The 16,748-nt window shown below is 67.8% G+C and carries 17 protein-coding genes and 2 riboswitches; of the genes, 15 read left to right on the forward strand and 2 right to left on the reverse strand.

The window, feature by feature from the left end; genetic code table 11:
* The first annotated feature begins 35 nt into the window (after positions 1 to 35).
* Genes IVB42_RS34815 through cobJ form a run of 7 tightly spaced genes read left to right on the forward strand, consistent with a single transcriptional unit; the run spans position 36 to position 7,967 of the window.
* A complete protein-coding gene (locus tag IVB42_RS34815; protein ID WP_085395474.1) occupies positions 36 to 419 on the forward strand; it encodes a DUF1636 domain-containing protein in 384 nt (127 codons plus the stop codon).
* The gene (gene cobW, locus IVB42_RS34820) at positions 416 to 1,465 is read left to right on the forward strand and encodes a cobalamin biosynthesis protein CobW (RefSeq protein WP_247393819.1); all 1,050 of its coding nucleotides are present in this window, start codon (positions 416 to 418) and stop codon (positions 1,463 to 1,465) included. The genes IVB42_RS34815 and cobW overlap by 4 nt, the downstream gene beginning before the upstream one ends.
* Positions 1,465 to 4,713, forward strand: coding sequence for a cobaltochelatase subunit CobN (gene cobN / locus IVB42_RS34825; protein WP_247393816.1), 3,249 nt, complete (start codon positions 1,465 to 1,467; stop codon positions 4,711 to 4,713). Before cobW ends, cobN begins: the two co-directional genes overlap by 1 nt.
* Positions 4,710 to 5,873, forward strand: coding sequence for a precorrin-3B synthase (gene cobG / locus IVB42_RS34830; RefSeq protein WP_247393812.1), 1,164 nt, complete (start codon positions 4,710 to 4,712; stop codon positions 5,871 to 5,873). Before cobN ends, cobG begins: the two co-directional genes overlap by 4 nt.
* On the forward strand, positions 5,873 to 6,502 hold the full coding sequence (locus IVB42_RS34835) for a precorrin-8X methylmutase (protein WP_018458662.1): 630 nt from the start codon (positions 5,873 to 5,875) through the stop codon (positions 6,500 to 6,502). Before cobG ends, IVB42_RS34835 begins: the two co-directional genes overlap by 1 nt.
* 2 nt (positions 6,503 to 6,504) lie before the next feature.
* Positions 6,505 to 7,236 carry a precorrin-2 C(20)-methyltransferase gene (locus tag IVB42_RS34840; RefSeq protein WP_026233633.1) on the forward strand — a complete coding sequence of 244 codons (732 nt, stop codon included), beginning with the start codon at positions 6,505 to 6,507 and terminating at the stop codon, positions 7,234 to 7,236.
* Positions 7,233 to 7,967, forward strand: a complete 735-nt coding sequence (gene cobJ / locus IVB42_RS34845) for a precorrin-3B C(17)-methyltransferase (RefSeq protein WP_018458664.1) — start codon at positions 7,233 to 7,235, stop codon at positions 7,965 to 7,967. Before IVB42_RS34840 ends, cobJ begins: the two co-directional genes overlap by 4 nt.
* On the opposite strand, the gene IVB42_RS34850 is transcribed toward cobJ, so the two are convergent.
* Positions 7,943 to 8,689: a cobalt-precorrin-6A reductase gene (locus IVB42_RS34850; RefSeq protein WP_247370795.1), complete on the reverse strand. Its 747-nt coding sequence runs from the start codon at positions 8,687 to 8,689 to the stop codon at positions 7,943 to 7,945. The genes cobJ and IVB42_RS34850 overlap by 25 nt on opposite strands.
* Here IVB42_RS34850 and cbiE point away from each other — a divergent pair.
* The 8 genes from cbiE to cobT all read left to right on the forward strand — a co-directional run bounded on the left by cbiE (position 8,688) and on the right by cobT (position 15,894).
* A complete protein-coding gene (gene cbiE / locus IVB42_RS34855) occupies positions 8,688 to 9,869 on the forward strand; it encodes a precorrin-6y C5,15-methyltransferase (decarboxylating) subunit CbiE (protein ID WP_247393808.1) in 1,182 nt (393 codons plus the stop codon). The genes IVB42_RS34850 and cbiE overlap by 2 nt on opposite strands.
* Entirely contained in the window at positions 9,866 to 10,234 is a 369-nt protein-coding gene (locus tag IVB42_RS34860; RefSeq protein WP_018458667.1) for a cobalamin biosynthesis protein, read from the forward strand. The genes cbiE and IVB42_RS34860 overlap by 4 nt, the downstream gene beginning before the upstream one ends.
* Positions 10,231 to 11,013, forward strand: a complete 783-nt coding sequence (gene cobM, locus IVB42_RS34865; protein WP_018458668.1) for a precorrin-4 C(11)-methyltransferase — start codon at positions 10,231 to 10,233, stop codon at positions 11,011 to 11,013. The genes IVB42_RS34860 and cobM overlap by 4 nt, the downstream gene beginning before the upstream one ends.
* Positions 11,013 to 12,323, forward strand: a complete 1,311-nt coding sequence (locus IVB42_RS34870; protein WP_247393806.1) for a cobyrinate a,c-diamide synthase — start codon at positions 11,013 to 11,015, stop codon at positions 12,321 to 12,323. Before cobM ends, IVB42_RS34870 begins: the two co-directional genes overlap by 1 nt.
* A complete protein-coding gene (cobA, locus tag IVB42_RS34875; RefSeq protein WP_247393804.1) occupies positions 12,320 to 13,051 on the forward strand; it encodes a uroporphyrinogen-III C-methyltransferase in 732 nt (243 codons plus the stop codon). Before IVB42_RS34870 ends, cobA begins: the two co-directional genes overlap by 4 nt.
* 45 nt (positions 13,052 to 13,096) lie before the next feature.
* Positions 13,097 to 13,317, forward strand: a riboswitch (cobalamin riboswitch).
* 36 nt (positions 13,318 to 13,353) lie between these two features.
* Positions 13,354 to 14,031 (forward strand): energy-coupling factor ABC transporter permease, encoded by a 678-nt coding sequence (locus IVB42_RS34880; protein ID WP_085352375.1) that lies wholly within the window; start codon positions 13,354 to 13,356, stop codon positions 14,029 to 14,031.
* A 45-nt stretch (positions 14,032 to 14,076) separates the two neighbouring features.
* Positions 14,077 to 14,826: a precorrin-6A synthase (deacetylating) gene (cobF, locus tag IVB42_RS34885; RefSeq protein ID WP_247393801.1), complete on the forward strand. Its 750-nt coding sequence runs from the start codon at positions 14,077 to 14,079 to the stop codon at positions 14,824 to 14,826.
* Positions 14,827 to 14,841: 15 nt separating this feature from the next.
* Positions 14,842 to 15,894: a nicotinate-nucleotide--dimethylbenzimidazole phosphoribosyltransferase gene (gene cobT, locus IVB42_RS34890; protein ID WP_247393798.1), complete on the forward strand. Its 1,053-nt coding sequence runs from the start codon at positions 14,842 to 14,844 to the stop codon at positions 15,892 to 15,894.
* On the opposite strand, the gene IVB42_RS34895 is transcribed toward cobT, so the two are convergent.
* Complete coding sequence (locus IVB42_RS34895) at positions 15,895 to 16,467, reverse strand: histidine phosphatase family protein (protein WP_247393796.1); 573 nt, start codon at positions 16,465 to 16,467, stop codon at positions 15,895 to 15,897.
* Positions 16,468 to 16,539: 72 nt separating this feature from the next.
* Positions 16,540 to 16,742, forward strand: a riboswitch (cobalamin riboswitch).
* The last annotated feature ends 6 nt before the right edge of the window (positions 16,743 to 16,748 follow it).

Genomic DNA, 16,748 nt, shown 5'->3' on the forward strand with positions numbered 1-16,748 from the left:
CTCATCGCTTCCCGCTGTTTATTCTGGAAGAAGCGATGACCGTCACACTTCATGTCTGCATTACCTGCCGCGCCGGCCAGACACTTGGCGAAGGCGAGACGACGCCCGGCAAGCGCCTGCATGGCGCGATCCTCGAGGCCGGCGTGCCCGACGGCGTCAGCGTGGTTCCCGTCGAATGCCTGTCTGCATGCAACCAGGGTTGCTCCGTCGCGCTCAGCGCGCCCGGCCGCTGGTCCTATGTCTATGGCCGTCTGTCGGATGCGAATGCGAGCGATGTGGTCGCGGGCGCCGCGGCCTATGCGGCCGCGCCCGACGGCCTCGTGCCCTGGCGCAGCCGCCCGGAGATATTCCGCAAGCAATCGCTTGCCCGCATTCCCCCCATTTCCCCCTTGGCCGTCGTGCCGGAGGCCGCCGAATGAATTCGCTCGCAAAAGTCCCGGTCACGGTCGTCACGGGCTTTCTCGGCTCCGGCAAGACCACGCTGATCCAGCATCTGCTTTCCAATGCCAACGGCAAGAAGCTCGCGGTGCTCGTCAACGAGTTCGGCAGCGAGGGCGTCGATGGCGAGATTCTGAAATCCTGCGCCGATGCGAATTGCCCGGAAGAGAACATCATCGAGCTCGCCAATGGCTGCATCTGCTGCACCGTCGCCGACGATTTTATTCCGACCATGGAGAAGCTGCTGTCGCGGGCCGTCAAGCCCGATCACATCCTGATCGAGACCTCGGGCCTGGCGCTGCCCAAGCCGTTGCTCAAGGCGTTCGATTGGCCGGAGATCCGTTCGCGCATCACGGTCGACGGCGTGATCGCGCTGGCCGACGCCGAAGCTGTCGCCGCCGGCCGTTTTGCGCCCGACCCTGACGCCGTCGAAGCGCAGCGCGCGGCGGACGGCAATCTCGACCATGAGACGCCACTGTCGGAAGTGTTTGAGGACCAGATCGCCTGCGCCGACATCGTGCTGCTGACCAAGGCCGATCTTGCGGGCGCGGCAGGCCTCGAAGCAACCAAGGCGGCGATCACCGCCGAGATGTCGCGCCGCGTGCCGATGCTGGCGATCACCGACGGCGCGATCGACGCGCGCCTCATCCTCGGCCTCGGTGCTGCCGCCGAGAACGATCTCGCCGCGCGTCCCTCGCATCACGACGGCGAAGAGGATCACGAGCACGACGATTTTGCGTCCGTCGTGATCGATCTTCCTGAGGTCACCGATATCGAAGCGCTGGTTGCATCCGTTCAGCGTCTGGCGCGCGAGCAGAATGTGCTGCGCGTCAAGGGTTACATCGCGGTGCAAGGCAAGCCGATGCGCCTCTTGCTGCAAGCGGTCGGCGAGCGCGTGCGCCACCAGTTCGACAAGCCCTGGGGCGCGGGTGCGAGGCAGTCAAAGCTGGTCGTGATCGGCGAGCACGGCGATATCGACGAGGCCGCGATCAAGGCGGGACTCGGTCTTTCAGGATCCGGTATCTGATGCACGTCGTCTTCCGCGAGAGCCGCGGTCTCGAGGAGACCGCGATACCAAGAGACATTGGCCAGGACCCGGCCGATCTCGTGGTGCTCTCGTATTCGGATTCCGATCTTGCCGCGTTCGCGGCCGGCTGGCGCCGTGGCCGCGACAGCCTGCCGTCGCTGCGGCTCGTCAATCTCGCAGAACTTCGTCATCCGCTCTCGGTCGACACCTATGTCGAACGCACGCTTGCGCACGCGCGCGGCATTCTCGTGCGTTTGATCGGCGGGGAATCCTATTGGCCGTATGGGCTCGCGGCCCTGCAGCAGCTGGCGAAGGAGCGCGGCATCGTGCTGGCCGTGCTGCCGGCCGACGGCCGCGACGATACGCGGCTGGACGCGTATTCGACCCTGCCGGTCTCGACGTTGCGGCGGCTCAAGGTGCTCTGCGACACCGGCGGCCCCGTCCCATCGCAAGCCGCGATCGCGCAGCTTGCGCTGGCCTCCGGACTCTATGCGGGGCCAGTTATCGGCGAGATGACAGTGCCCGAGATGGGCTTTTACGACCCCGCGCGCGGCGTCGTCGCCGCGCCGACGTCGGGTGAGGGCAGGCCGCGCGCGCTCGTGACCTTCTATCGCTCCTATCTCACCGCTGCCGACACCGGCCCGGTCGATGCCCTGATCGCCGCATTGCGCGAGAAGGGATTCGACGTGTTTGGTGTGTTCGTCACCTCGCTGAAAGCCGCGGGGGTCGCGGATTGGTTGCGGGTGCATCTTGCGCAAAATCCTGCGGCCGCGATCGTCAATGCGACGGCGTTCTCGGCGATGGGCGACGACGGCACGACGCCGTTCGATGCCGCATCCTGCCCCGTGTTCCAGGTCGCGCTCTCCACGGCCCGCCGCGAGGACTGGGCGAGCTCGCTCCGCGGCCTGTCGCCCGGCGACCTCGCGATGCATGTGGTGCTGCCCGAGGTCGACGGCCGCCTGTTCGCGGGCGTGGTGAGCTTCAAGTCTGCCGCGATGCGCGATCCCGATTTGCAATTTTCGCATCTGGCACACAAGCCCGACGAGGAGCGCGTGAAGGCCGTGGCCGCGCGCGTTGCGGCCTGGCGGCGTCTTGCGGAGACGCCGGCCGCTGACAAGCGGATGGCACTCGTGCTCTCCAACTATCCGGGCCGTCCGCATCAGATCGCGCACGCGGTGGGTCTCGATGCGCTGGCGTCGGTCGAGGCCCTGGTGTCCGATCTCGCGGAGGCCGGCTTCGATCTCGATCCGGTCCATGCGCTCGGTGAGACGCTGCTCAAGCAGACCTTGAGCTGGAGCGTCGCCGATTACCGTGCTGCACTGTCGCGCCTTCCGCAAGTGTTGCAGGATGATCTCGCGCAAGCCTGGGGCGCGCTGGAGACCGATCCGGGTTGTCGCGACGGCGCGTTCCATTTCGCTGCGATTCAATGCGGCCGGTCGATCATCGCGGTTCAGCCGGAGCGTGGCGATGCGACCGCGCGCGATGCCGACTATCACGATCTCGCCCGCACGCCGCGCCATGCCTATGTCGCGTTCTATCTCTGGCTCCGCGAGCAGGGCTGTGATGCCGTCGTGCACATGGGCGCGCACGGCACGCTGGAATGGCTGCCCGGAAAATCCGTGGCGCTGTCGCAGGCGTGCTGGCCGGAAGCCCTGGTCGGCGATTTGCCCGTCATCTATCCCTTCATCGTCAACGATCCCGGCGAGGCCGCGCAGGCCAAGCGGCGCCTGGGTGCCGTCACGATCGGCCATCTGCCGCCGCAGCTCGCCGCATCAGCGGTGCCGGACGGGCTGCGCAGGCTCGAACAGCTCCTCGACGAGTACTCGACGGCCGATGGCCTCGATCCCGCCCGCCGCCAGCGTCTGATCGCCGCGATCCGCGATGAGGCACGCGCGGCCGGCCTCGAAGACGATCTTGGCCTCGATGCAGCGGCCGCGCCGGCCGAAGCGATCCCGCGGATCGACCGTTTCGTTTGCGATCTCAAGGAAAGCCAGTTCGGCGACGGCCTGCACGTGTTCGGCCGCGGCGCCTGCGGCGACGCGGAACGCGACGCTTTGCGGGCCGCGCTTGCGGGCCGGCGCGTCGCGCCGGGGCCGTCAGGCTCACCCTATCGCGGCCGTCAGGACGTGCTGCCGACGGGTCGCAATCTCTTTGCCGTCGATCCACGCGCGGTGCCGACGCCGTCGGCGCACGCGCAAGGCATCAAGCTCGCCGAAGAACTGCTACGTCGTCATTTGCAGGATCATGGCGACTGGCCAAAGGGCCTTGTCGTCGATCTTTGGGGCTCGGCGACGATGCGCACCGCGGGCGAAGAGTTTGCCATGGCGCTGCATCTGGCTGGCCTCGCACCGCGCTGGGATCATGCTTCCGGCCGTGTGACCGGCTACGACATCATCGCGCCCGCCGAGCTTGGCCGACCCCGCATCGACGTCACGCTGCGCGTCTCGGGCCTGTTTCGCGACGTCTTCTCAGGCCTTGCGCAATTGTTCCAGGCGGCAGCCGAGGCGCTGTCGGCCCGCGAGGACGAGGGCGACGAAAATCCCTATCGCCATCGCACATCGCGCGTGTTCGCGCCGCGTCCCGGGCAATACGGCGTGGGCCTCTCGGCAATCCCGGACGCCTTCACGCCCGAGACGCGCGAAGCCGCCGGCGAAGCGTGGCTCTCGGCATCGTCATGGGCGTTCTCGGCCGATGGCGAGGTCAAGCCCGATCGCGCCGGCATCGAGAAGCGGCTTTTGTCGGCCGATGCTTTTGTTCACGTGCAGGATCTGCCGGAAACCGATCTTCTGCTCGCGGCCGACTATGCCGCGCATGAGGCCGGCATTGCGGCCGCCGCAGCACATCTCGGCGCGGCAGGACCATCGCTCTATCATCTCGACGCGACGCGCCCCGAGCAGCCGCATGCGCGTACGCTGACCGAGGAAATCTCCCGTGTCGTCCGCGCGCGCGCGGCCAACCCGGCCTGGATCGGGGGCATGATGCGCCACGGTTTTCGCGGGGCGGCCGAGATCACCGCGACGCTCGAGCACATGGCCGCCTTCGCGCATCTGGCCGGCGCCGTGCCGCCGCATCTGTTCGACCTCTACTACGATGCGACGCTCGGCCATGACGACGTCCGCGCCTTCATGGCCCGCGAAAATCCGGCGGCACTCGCCGCGATGGAAGCGTGTTTCACGCGCCTGCATGAAGCCTCGCTCTGGCGAACGCGCCGCAACTCGATTGCGGCTGCGCTGCGGGAGGCCTCATGAGTGCTTCCGTGGTCAAGGGCTGGTGTCCCGGCGCGCTGCGCCCGATGCAATCGGGCGACGGGCTGGTGGTCCGCGTGCGTCCGTTCGGCGGACGGCTCGACGCGGCGCAGATCTCCGGACTGGCTCATCTCGCCGAACGCCATGGCAATGGCCTGATCGACGTGACCAGCCGGGCCAATCTCCAGATCAGGGGCGTCAACGAGACCAGCCACAGGCTGCTGCTCGATGGCCTCTCCCAACTGGCGCTGCTCGACCCGGATGCGGAGACCGAATCCCGTCGCAACATCCTCGTGACGCCGTTCTGGCGTAGCGGCGACGCGACCCAATCGCTCGCCGCCGAACTCGAGGAGGCGCTTGCCGACAGCCGGCTCGAACTTCCAACCAAGTTCGGCTTCGCCATCGATGACGGCACCTCACGCGTGCTGGCGGGCGCTTCCGCGGACGTGCGGATCGAGCGCGATCGTTCCGGCGGACTGCTGGTGCGGGCTGATGGCGACAAACTCGGCCGCTCCGTCGCCCGTGGCGAGGCCGTGAGCACCGCGCTCGCATTCGCCGGCTGGTTCGTGACCTCAGGCGGCGCGAGAGGCGGGCGAGGGCGGATGGCGGCGCATCTTGCGGCCGGTGCAATCCTGCCGGCGGAATTGCGCGGCGAGGCCGAGCCGGCGCCGATCATGGCCGCGGCGCGTCCCGGCCTCTATGCGCAAGGTGCGATGGTCGGGGTCGCCTTCGGACAGATGGCGCATGCAACGCTCAACCAGTTCGCCGGTTGCGGACATGCGCTGCGCATGACGCCGTGGCGAATGGTTTTGAGCGAAGGCAAGCGCGTGATGCCGAACGCGACCGGCCTGATCACCGAGGCCTACGACCCTGCGCTGCGCGTCATCGCCTGTAGCGGTGCGCCACGCTGTGGCGAGGCGTATGCCGATACCCGTGGCCTTGCCGCGGCCCTGGCGCCGAACATCGGCGCGGCCGCACGGCTACACGTCTCCGGCTGTGCCAAGGGCTGCGCCCATTCTGGTCCCGCCGCCATCACTCTGGTCGCGACCGGCGCAGGCTTCGATCTCGTGCGCGCCGGGTCGACGCGCGATGAGCCCATCCTGCGCGGGCTGAATCGCGACGACATCGTCAAAGATCCCTCCATCCTGATGGGAGGGCACTGATGCCGCACACGTACGAGACCGACGGCGCGGCGATCTACCGGCAGTCCTTTGCCACCATCCGGGCCGAAGCCGATCTTGCGCGCTTCACGCCGGACGAGGAGCAGGTGGTGGTGCGGATGATCCATGCCGCCGGCATGGTGGGCCTCGAAGCGCATATCCGCTTCACATCAGGCATGGCGGTCGCCGCACGCGCGGCCTTGCAGAAGGGCGCACCGATCCTGTGCGACGCGCGCATGGTCTCTGAAGGAATTACGCGGGCGCGGCTTCCCGCCGCCAACGCCGTCATCTGCACGCTGGGCGACGAGACCGTTCCCGCGCTCGCGCAGTCCATGCGCAACACCCGTTCGGCCGCGGCCCTGGAGCTGTGGCGGCCGCATCTCGACGGCGCGATCGTGGCGATCGGCAATGCGCCGACCGCGCTGTTCCATCTCCTCAACATGCTGGAGGACCGGGACTGCCCACGGCCCGCGGCAATCATCGGCTGTCCGGTCGGCTTCGTCGGCGCGGCCGAATCCAAGGCTGCGCTGATGGCCGTTTCCCCGGTGCCGGCGCTGACGGTCGAGGGCCGCCTTGGCGGTTCCGCGATCACGGTCGCCGCCGTGAACGCGCTGGCGAGCCGGAGCGAATAGCGATGGGACGCATCATCTGCTGCGGTCTCGGCCCCGGTGACCCTGATATGATGAGCGTGCGCGCCGATCGCACGGTGCGCGGCGCGAGGCATGTCGCCTATTTCCGCAAAAAGGGCCGGCCCGGCCAGGCGCGCCGCATCGTCGAGGGCATGCTGGCTGCCGATGTCACCGAATATCCGATGGAATATCCTGTTACGACCGAGATCGCCTTCGACACGCCTGAATATGTCCAGTTGCTTGCCGGCTTCTACGACGAATGGGCGGAGCGACTGGCGCGGCTGGCGCGCGCGGTCGACGTCGTCGTGCTCTGCGAGGGCGATCCTTACTTCTACGGCTCCTTCATGCATCTGCACATGCGCCTGCAGGGCCGCGTCGAGATCGAGGTGATCGCCGGCATTCCCGGCATGGTCGGCTGCTGGAATGGCGTGGGACAGCCGATTGCGCTCGGCGACGACGTGACGACGGTGCTCATGGGCACGCTCGCCGAGGACGAGCTCGAACGCCGCATGCGCGATTCCGATGCGCTCGTGATCATGAAGACTGGGCGCAATCTCGCGAAAGTGCGCCGCGCGCTCGCTGCCGCCGGACGGCTGGACGATGCGTGGCTGGTCGAGCGCGGCACCATGCCGGGCGAGCGCGTGGTGCGGCTTGCGGAGATCGACGCCGCCGACTGCCCCTATTTTGCGATCGTGCTCGTGCACGGCAAGGGCCGGCATCCGGACGCCGCCGAATGACGGGCACGCTGACCATCGCTGGCCTCGGCCCGGGCAGCGCTGCGCTGGTGACGCCCGAGGTCTCCGCCGCGCTTGCCGCCGCGACCGACATTCTGGGCTACGCGCCCTATGTCGCGCGCGTGCCAGCGCGGGCAGGGCTCACTTTGCATCCTTCCGACAATCGCGAAGAGCTGCAGCGCGCGAGCGAGGCGCTGCGGCTCGCGGCCGAAGGCGGCCAAGTCGTCATCGTGTCCTCCGGCGACCCCGGCGTCTTCGCGATGGCGTCCGCCGTGTTCGAGGCGCTCGAACAGGCGCCGCAATGGCAGGAGCTGCCGATCCGCGTGCTGCCCGGCGTCACTGCGATGCTGGCGGCTGCCGCGCGCGCCGGCGCACCGCTCGGCCATGATTTCTGCGCGATCAATCTCTCCGATAATCTCAAGCCGTGGGCGGTGATCGAGAAGCGCCTGCGGCTCGCCGCGGAAGCCGATTTTGCCATCGCGATGTACAATCCGCGCTCGGCGAGCCGGCCGGAAGGATTTGGCCGTGCGCTCGCGGTGCTGAACGAGGCCGGCTGTGGCGACCGTCTTGTGATTTTCGCGCGCGCGATCAGCGCCGCCGACGAAAAGATCGAGACCGTCAGGCTGAACGAAGCCCGGCCCGAGATGGCCGACATGCGCACGCTGGTGATCGTCGGCAACTCGCAGACACGCCGCGTCGGCCGCTGGGTCTATGCGCCGAGGCAGGCCCGATGACCGAGCCACTGCATGATCTCGGCCACGCTCTCGACCCGCAAGCGTTCCGGCAGTTGCGGCCGCGAGATCATGATCACGGGCAGGCCGAGCCTGCGGGCGGCGTCGATCTTGGCGCGCGCGCCGTCGCCGCCGGAATTGCGGGCGACGATCCGGGTGATGCCTCGCGCGCGCAGCATCTCCAGTTCGCCCTCAAGCGTAAACGGCCCACGCGACACGATGACGTCCGCGGCGAAGGGCAGCGGCGCATCGGGCGGATCGACGAATCTCAGCGTGTAGGCGTGCTGCGGCTTGGTCGCGAACGGCGCGATGTGCTGGCGGCCGATGGGGAGGAACACATTTGCCGGCACTTCAGGCAGTGCGGTGACCGCGGCGTCGACATCAGGTATTTCGATCCAGTTGTCGCCGGGCGCTTTGGTCCACGGCGCTCGCTCGAGAGCGATCAGCGGCGTGCCGGTTTCCGCACATGCCGCGACCGCATTGCGGCTCATCTCGGCGGCAAAGGGATGCGTCGCGTCGATTACATGCGTGATGTGTTCCCGACCAATGTAATCGACAAGTCCGCTTGCGCCGCCAAAACCGCCGATCCGCGTCGGCAACGGCTGACCGGCGGGCGCGCGGGTGCGGCCGCCATAGGAATACACGGCATCGACGCTGGCGCGCGCGATCTCCGCCGCGAGCAGGCTCGCGTCGGCCGTTCCGCCCAGAATGAGGGCGCGCGTCATGGCTGATCCCTGGCTGACCATCATCGGTATCGGCGAAGATGGCCTTGCCGGGCTGTCCGAGGCAAGCCGAAAGGCGCTCGATGATGCCGAAACTGTCTTTGGCGGTGAACGGCATCTTGCACTCGCCGGCATAACCGGGCGCGGCCGTCCATGGCCGGTGCCGTTCGATGCAGAAATCGTGTTGAGCTGCCGTGGTCGCCCGACGGCGGTGCTCGCCTCCGGCGATCCGTTCTGGCACGGGGCCGGCGCGAGCCTCGCCGAGAAGCTCCATGGCGACGAATGGATCGCGTATGCGGCTCCCTCGACATTCTCGCTCGTTGCTGCGCGGCTTGGCTGGCGTCTGGAATCCGTTGCCTGTCTCGGTCTCCACGCCGCGCCATTCGAGCGTCTCGTGCCACACCTGGCGCGAGGGGCACGCATCATTTGTCTCGTGCGCGACGCAAAGGCGGCAGGCGATCTCGCGAAATGGCTGACGGCGCGCGGATGGGGTGCCTCGGCATTCTGGACACTCGCTGCGCTTGGCGGGCCGCGCGAAAGGATCAACGCGCATCGCGCCGACAGCTTCGCAGGCGATCTTGCCGGAAATCTGGTCGCGGTAGCCGTTGAGGCGGCGGGCGCGCAGGGCATCCCCCACAGCTCGGGACTATCGGACGAACTCTTCGTCCATGACGGCCAAATCACCAAGCGTCCGGTCCGTGCGCTCGCGCTTTCGGCGCTGGCGCCGCGTCCCGGTGAACGGCTATGGGACATCGGTGCGGGCTCGGGCTCGATCTCGGTCGAGTGGACGCTGTGCGGGGGCACCGCGATCGCCGTCGAGGCGCGCGAGGATCGCGCAGCGAACATTCGCAGCAATGCGACGGCGTTCGGGTTGGCACATCGGATCACAGTCATCGCGGGAAAAGCGCCTGAAGCCCTTGCTACGCTGGACGGGCCTGACGCCGTGTTCATCGGCGGCGGTCTCGACATCGCGATGTTCGACGCCATCTGGCCGCGGCTCTCGCCCGGTACGCGGCTGGTCGCGCATTCAGTAACGTTGGAGACGGAAGCGTTGCTCGGTGAGCTGCACCAGCGCCACGGCGGCGAATTGATGCGGGTCGAGATTGCGCATGCCGCTTCGCTCGGCCGCTACCGGTCCTGGGAGGCCGTGCGGCCCGTGGTGCAATGGAGCGCGGTCCGATGAAGGTCGCCGGGCTCGGATTCAAGCGGGACGTCACGCTGGCCTCGCTGCGTGAGGCGCTTCTGGCGGCCGGTGGTCCCGAAGGCCTCGCAGCAGTGGCGACGGTCAGCGATAAGGCCGACGAGGAGGTGTTGAAGCAGCTCGCGCGCGAATGCGGCTTGCCGATCAAGGCGGTTGCCGCCGAAATGCTTGTTGGCATCGACACGCCGACGCAGTCAAAGCTCGTCGTGGAAAAGTTCGGGACGGGATCGGTTGCCGAGGCGGCGGCGCTCGCAGCGGCCGGACCTCGCGCTCGATTGATTGCGACGCGGGTGGTCTCGCAGGATCGCACCGCGACCGCGGCGATCGCGGAAGGAGACGGCGCATGACGGTGCATTTCATCGGGGCAGGGCCAGGCGCTCCTGACTTGCTGACGTTGCGCGGCCGCGATCTCATCGCCGCCTGTCCGGTCTGCCTCTATGCTGGCTCACTTGTGCCCGAGGGCGTCTTGGCGCATTGCCCGCCCGGGGCGCGGATCGTCAACACCGCGCCGCTGTCGCTCGATGAGATCGTCGCGGAGATCGCCGCCGCCCATGCCGATGGCAAGGACGTTGCGCGGCTGCATTCCGGTGATCTCTCGATCTGGTCGGCGATGGGCGAACAGCTCCGCCGCCTGCGCACGCTCGACATTCCCTACACGGTCACGCCCGGCGTTCCCTCTTTCTCGGCCGCCGCGGCTGCGCTGGAGGCCGAGCTGACGCTGCCCGGCCTTGCCCAGACCGTGGTGCTGACGCGCACGCCGGGCCGCGCCAGCGCGATGCCCGAAGGCGAGAAGCTTGCCGCCTTCGCCGCCACCGGCGCGGTGCTCGCCATCCATCTGTCGATTCATCTGCTCGACAAGGTCGTCGCTGAGCTGACGCCGCATTATGGCGCGGATTGCCCGGTCGCGATCGTCTGGCGTGCGAGCTGGCCCGAGCAGCGCATCATCCGCGCCACGCTCGCAACACTCGACGCTGCTGTCGGGGGCGAGATGGAGCGCACCGCGTTGATCCTGGTCGGCAAGACGCTGGGCTCGGCGGATTTTTCCGAGAGCCGTCTCTATGCTGCCGACTATGACCGCCGCTATCGGCCGGTCGGCGCCGAGCCGCGCTTTCCGGAGGTGTCGTGATGGCGGCAGGGCTCGTTATCTCCGCGCCGGCCTCCGGCGTCGGCAAGACCACACTGACGCTGGCGCTTGCCCGCGCCTGGCGCAACAGCGGATTGCGGGTGCAGTGCTTCAAGAGCGGCCCCGATTACATCGATCCCGCGTTTCATGCCGCCGCGACGGGACGCGCCTCGGTCAACGTGGACAGCTGGGCGATGGATCGCGGGACAATCTCGCATCTCGTCAGTCGTGGCATTGACGCCGATGTCGTGCTGGCCGAAGGCTCAATGGGCCTGTTCGACGGCGTTGCCGCGCGCGGCGTCTGCGGCACCGGAGCGACCGCCGACATCGCAGAGATGCTGGACTGGCCGGTGCTGCTGGTGATCGATCCCTCGGGCCAGGCACAAACGGCGGCCGCGATTGCCGGGGGCCTTCGCGACTACCGCCCCGGTGTGCGCCTTGCAGGCGTCGTGCTCAATCGCGTTGCCAGCCCGCGCCACGAAGCCCTCGTGCGGCGCGCGCTGCTGGATGCCGGCATCGCCGTGTTCGGCGCGTTGCCGCGCCATGCGGAGATCAGCCTGCCGAAACGGCATCTCGGACTGGTCCAGGCCGAGGAGCAGGCGGAGATCGGCAAGCTGATCGACGAGGCCGCGCGCTTCGTTGCCGAGCATGTCGATCTCGACGCGGTGCTGCGTTCGGCGGCCACCTGGTCGCCGCAACCTGCCGCAAGCGGCGTCAACGTGACGCCCCCCGGCCAGCGCATTGCGCTTGCCCGTGATGCCGCGTTCTCCTTCGTCTATCCGCACATGCTGGAAGCGTGGCGCGCGGCGGGTGCGGAGATCTCGACATTCTCGCCGCTCGCCGATGAAGCCCCTGATCCGGTCGCCGATGTGTGCTGGCTGCCTGGCGGCTATCCCGAGCTGCAGGCCGGCAGGATCGCGGCCAATGCGCGCTTCCGCAGCGGATTGCGCGCCTTCGCCGAGACGCGCCCGGTGCACGGCGAATGCGGGGGCTATATGGTGCTGGGCACCGCTTTGACCGACGCCGATGGCATCAGCCACGAGATGACGGGCCTGCTCGGCTTGGAGACGAGCTTTGCCAAGCGCCGCATGCATCTGGGCTATCGTCTGGCCGAGCTCGCCGCGCCGATGCCGGGTCATCAGGCGGGTGCACGCCTGCGTGGCCATGAATTCCACTATTCGACCATAGTCGCGCAGCCCGACACGGCGCTGGCGGTCGTGCACGACGCGACAGGTGCGGTCATTGCCGAGACCGGCTCGCGGCGGGGACAAGCTACCGGCACGTTCTTCCATCTGATCGCGGAGGACCGGTGAGCGGTTTTGTCTCCTTTGTCTCCGCCGGGCCCGGCGATCCCGAGCTGCTCACGCTCAAGGGTGCAGCGCGGCTGCGCGAGGCCGACGTTGTGCTCTATGACGATCTTGCTTCAGGCGCGATCCTCGATCTGGCCCGGCCCGGCGCCAATCTCGTCGCGGTGGGAAAGCGGGCAGGGCGGGCCTCGACCAAGCAGCACCATGTCAACCGCCTGCTGGTCGACTATGCCGTGACAGGCGCGCGCGTGGTCCGGTTGAAGTCGGGCGATGCCGGCATCTTTGGCCGGCTCGAGGAGGAGCTCGAGACGCTGCGTGAAGCGGGCATCGGCTACGAGATCATTCCCGGCGTCACCTCGGCCTGTGTCGCCGCCGCGCAAGCCGGCATTCCGCTGACCCGGCGTCACACCTCGCGCCGCGTGCAGTTCGTGACCGGGGCGGACGTCACCGGCGAGCTGCCGCCAGATCTCAATTGGGCGGCGCTGGCCGATCCGGAGGCGACGACCGTGGTCTATATGGGCCGCCGGACGTTTCCGGCGTTGGTCGTCAAATTGATCGAGCACGGGCTCGCCCCAACCACGCCGGCGTTGTTTGCCGAATCGCTCGGCCGTCCCGATGAGCGGCTGGTCCGCACCACCATTTCGGAACTTGCAGAGCAGCTTGCGCGGGAGGGAGCGGCCTCCACGGCGGCCGTCATCCTGTTCGGCGCGCTGGCGGGGAATTATCCGTCATGACCGCCTCGTCCGCCCGTCGCCCCTTGACGCCCGGCCGGCGAAAGAGGCACACAGGAGACGCATGGTGCTCGACGCGGCGCAAAGCGCCGGAGCATAATCGGGAATGGGGATGGGCGGACCCAGTTGCGGCGCCCAAAACCCCAGCCGCCCCCGCGACTGTAAGCGGTGAGGGACTTCGATCAGCCACTGGGCCGCGAGGCCCGGGAAGGCCGGAGACTCCCAGTGAACCGCGAGCCAGGAGACCGGCCGTGCATGTTTTGAGGCCAAGGCCGTCGGGTGTGACGGCAAGAAGGATCTGAGCCATGCATATCGAACCCGGACTAGTCTCGGACGCCAAGCTCGTATTGAGTTACGCAACCGGCATCGCTGTCGGCGGTGTTGCCCTGAAGCTCGCGGCTGAGACCGTGCGCGAGCAGGGCATCACGTCGTTCGCGGCGCGGACGCTCGCCACCACGGGACTTGTGTTTATCTTCTTCGAGATCCTGCCGCACTTCCCGGTCGGCGTCTCCGAAGTGCACTTCATCCTCGGCTCGACCTTGTTCCTGCTGTTTGGCGCGGCGCCTGCGGCCTTCGGCCTCGCGTTTGGCCTGCTGTTCCAGGGCATCTTCTTCGAGCCGCCCGACCTGCCGCAATATGGCATGAACGTCACCACGCTATTGGTGCCGCTGTTCGGAATCCAGGCGATCGCCACGCGGATCATTTCGAGCAACACGGCCTATGTCGATCTGAAGTACCGCCAGGCGCTGGCGCTTTCGACGACCTATCAGGCGGGCGTCATCGCCTGGGTGGCGTTCTGGGCGATTTATGGCTCCGGCTTCGGCGCGACCAACCTCGCCAACATCGCGACCTTCGCGGCGTCCTATGCGCTGGTCATCGTGATCGAGCCGCTCGCCGATCTCGGCGTGCTCGCGCTGGCGAAGTCGTTGCGCGGCGTCACCGCGCCCGGCCTCGTCACGCCGCGTTTGCACAACGCGGCCTAGAGACAAGCGAACGGGCGGCCATGATGGCCGCCCTTCGCAGCCACGATGCTCACGCTCTCTCTGATAGGCATCGGTTGCGGCGATCCCGAGCAGCTGACGCGCGCCGCGATTACTGCCATCGACGCGGCCGATCTCGTCCTGATCCCGCGCAAGGGGACTACAAAATCCGATCTCGCCGATCTCAGGCGGACGATCTGCGCGGATGCGCTCACCAGCGACAGGACGCGTATTGCCGAGTTCGATCTGCCCGTGCGGGACGCCGCTGAAGCGGACTATCGCAAGGGCGTGGACGATTGGCATGATGCCGTGGCCGCCGTCTGGTCGCAGACGATCGGGGATCATCTCGAAGGCGAAGGCAAGGTCGCGCTGTTGATCTGGGGCGATCCCTCGCTTTACGATTCCTCGCTGCGTATCGCGCGGCGGCTCGATCCCTTGCCGACAATCGAAGTCGTGCCCGGCATCACCTCGATCCAGACGCTGTGCGCGGCGCATGCGATGCCGCTCAACGACATCGGCGAGCCGTTTCTGATCACGACCGGACGCCGCTTGCGCGATGGCGGTTGGCCGGCAGGTGTCGACACCGTGGTGGTGATGCTCGACGGCGGCACGGCATTCCAGTCGCTTGATCCGGCGGGCCTGCACATCTGGTGGGGGGCCTATCTCGGCATGCCCGATCAGATCGTGATGTCCGGCGCGCTGGCCGAGATCGGCCCGCGCATCGTCGCCGTGCGGCAAGAGGCGCGCGAACGGCACGGCTGGATCATGGACAGTTACATCCTCAAGCGCAGGCCGTGAGGCAAGCGAGGCAGCATGCTCCCCGAATGGGTCACCCAACAATGCCCCGATATCTCCGCAGTCCACCGCGAGGCGGCGGTGGCGCGGCAGGCGCAACTGACGAAACCGACCGGCGCGCTCGGCCGGCTCGAGCAGCTCGCGATCGAGCTTGCGGGCCTGCAAGCAACCGAGCAGCCGCGCGCGGCGCGGGTGCCGATCATCATCTTCGCCGGCGATCACGGCATCGTCGCGCAGGGCGTCTCGGCCTATCCGCAGGAAGTGACCATCGCGATGCTGGCGAACTTTGCCTCCGGCGGTGCGGCAATCTCGGTGCTCGCGCGTGAGCTGGGCTCCAGCCTGGAGGTCGTCGACGCCGGCACGCTGGCGCAGGGGGAGATGGCTGGAATCATGACCGACAAGCCGCGCAGCGGTACGCGCGATTTCAGCGTCGAAGCTGCGCTCACCCCCACGGAGCTGGCATTTGCGTTCGAAGCCGGCCGACGTGCGGTGACGCGCGCACAGGCCGGGCAGCCCGATCTTCTGATCTTCGGCGAGATGGGCATCGGCAACACCACGACATCGGCGGCGATCGCGGCCGGCTTGCTCGGCGTGAGCGCCGCGGAGGTCGCGGGCAGCGGTACCGGCATCGACGCGGCCGGCCGTGTGCACAAGGCGCGGGTGATCGACGCTGCAATCGCACGCCATGACATTGCGGGCGCTGCGCCCGAAAAGATCCTGTGCGCCGTCGGCGGTCTCGAGATCGCCGCCATCTGCGGTGCCGTTATCGCGGCTGCACAGCACCGCATCCCCGTGTTGATCGACGGCTTCATCGTGTCGGTCGCGGCGCTGGCGGCGGTGCGGCTCAACCCTTCGTGCCAGCTGTTCCTGCTGGCCTCGCACCAGTCGGCGGAGCAGGGGCATCGGCTGGTGCTGCGCGCGCTGAACGTGCAGCCGCTGATCAGCCTGGATCTCAGGCTCGGCGAAGGATCGGGCGCGGCCATCGCGCTGCCGCTGGTGCGGTCGGCCTGCGCGCTCCACAACGGCATGGCGACCTTTGCGCAGGCCAATGTGCCTGATCGTCCGGCCTGATCAAATCGTCCGCTGATTGACGGAGACGACGCGCCAGCCGGTCGCGAGGCGGTCAATCCTGGTCAGCGACAGCGGATCGATCATGAAGCGCAGGGCCGCTTGTGGCGTCAGGTCGAGCGCGATGCACAGCGCCGCCCGGATCGTGCCGGAATGCACGACGAGCGTTGCGGCCCCGGTGCCGATCTTCGACAAACCCAGGCGGACCCGCGCGACCTGTTCCTCAAAGCTTTCGCCGCCGGGCGGCCGTCCGCGCGCCAGATCGCTCCAGAACCGTGCATAGGCCTCGCCACCGGTCGCGGCGAGTTCGTCATGCCGACGGCCGGTCCAGTCGCCAAAGTCTTGCTCGCTGAATTCGTCCAGCTGCAGCGGCTCGAGCCCCAGCGCGCGGGCCGTTTCGACGGTGCGCCGCGACGGGCTCGCATAGCTCGCGGCGTCCCGTGGCAGGCGCTGCCGCAGTGCCTCCAGCTGCGCCCGAGCGCCGAGATCGGCCGGTGCGTCGGCCGCATGGATCGTCCCCGCGACGCCATCGACGGGCGCGTGCCGTATCAGCCAGAGGAAGGTCTCGCCTCCCATGCTTATCTCCAAGGAAACTGGTCGTTGTGGCAATAACGCCGCAACTGGCACATTGACTCTGTCTGGATCGTAATCCTAGATGCTCGCGACGGTTTCCCCGAGAGGGGATGAAAAGGGAATGCGGTGCGGGGAGTTTGTCCCCAATGCCGTGGCTGCCCCCGCAACTGTAAGCGGCGAATCTTGCGTCACGAGCCACTGGGTATCTCGGTCCCGGGAAGGCGATGCAAGGTACTGACCCGCGAGCCAGGAGACCTGCCGTCAGCCGTGGTCACACGCGAAGA

This window comes from Bradyrhizobium sp. 45 (assembly GCF_023073155.1).
Lineage (GTDB): Bacteria > Pseudomonadota > Alphaproteobacteria > Rhizobiales > Xanthobacteraceae > Bradyrhizobium > Bradyrhizobium canariense_D.

What these genes read in the sequence shown, in the direction of transcription:
- cobG (WP_247393812.1), top strand. Translation starts at nt 4,710, where the DNA reads ATGAGTGCTTCCGTGGTCAAGGGCTGGTGTCCCGGCGCGCTGCGCCCG.
- cbiE (WP_247393808.1), top strand. Translation starts at nt 8,688, where the DNA reads ATGGCTGATCCCTGGCTGACCATCATCGGTATCGGCGAAGATGGCCTT.
- IVB42_RS34850 (WP_247370795.1), bottom strand. Translation starts at nt 8,689, where the DNA reads ATGACGCGCGCCCTCATTCTGGGCGGAACGGCCGACGCGAGCCTGCTC.
- cobF (WP_247393801.1), top strand. Translation starts at nt 14,077, where the DNA reads ATGCTCACGCTCTCTCTGATAGGCATCGGTTGCGGCGATCCCGAGCAG.
- IVB42_RS34815 (WP_085395474.1), top strand. Translation starts at nt 36, where the DNA reads ATGACCGTCACACTTCATGTCTGCATTACCTGCCGCGCCGGCCAGACA.
- cobM (WP_018458668.1), top strand. Translation starts at nt 10,231, where the DNA reads ATGACGGTGCATTTCATCGGGGCAGGGCCAGGCGCTCCTGACTTGCTG.
- IVB42_RS34870 (WP_247393806.1), top strand. Translation starts at nt 11,013, where the DNA reads ATGGCGGCAGGGCTCGTTATCTCCGCGCCGGCCTCCGGCGTCGGCAAG.
- IVB42_RS34895 (WP_247393796.1), bottom strand. Translation starts at nt 16,467, where the DNA reads ATGGGAGGCGAGACCTTCCTCTGGCTGATACGGCACGCGCCCGTCGAT.
- cobT (WP_247393798.1), top strand. Translation starts at nt 14,842, where the DNA reads ATGCTCCCCGAATGGGTCACCCAACAATGCCCCGATATCTCCGCAGTC.
- cobJ (WP_018458664.1), top strand. Translation starts at nt 7,233, where the DNA reads ATGACGGGCACGCTGACCATCGCTGGCCTCGGCCCGGGCAGCGCTGCG.
- cobN (WP_247393816.1), top strand. Translation starts at nt 1,465, where the DNA reads ATGCACGTCGTCTTCCGCGAGAGCCGCGGTCTCGAGGAGACCGCGATA.
- IVB42_RS34835 (WP_018458662.1), top strand. Translation starts at nt 5,873, where the DNA reads ATGCCGCACACGTACGAGACCGACGGCGCGGCGATCTACCGGCAGTCC.
- IVB42_RS34840 (WP_026233633.1), top strand. Translation starts at nt 6,505, where the DNA reads ATGGGACGCATCATCTGCTGCGGTCTCGGCCCCGGTGACCCTGATATG.
- cobW (WP_247393819.1), top strand. Translation starts at nt 416, where the DNA reads ATGAATTCGCTCGCAAAAGTCCCGGTCACGGTCGTCACGGGCTTTCTC.
- IVB42_RS34860 (WP_018458667.1), top strand. Translation starts at nt 9,866, where the DNA reads ATGAAGGTCGCCGGGCTCGGATTCAAGCGGGACGTCACGCTGGCCTCG.
- IVB42_RS34880 (WP_085352375.1), top strand. Translation starts at nt 13,354, where the DNA reads ATGCATATCGAACCCGGACTAGTCTCGGACGCCAAGCTCGTATTGAGT.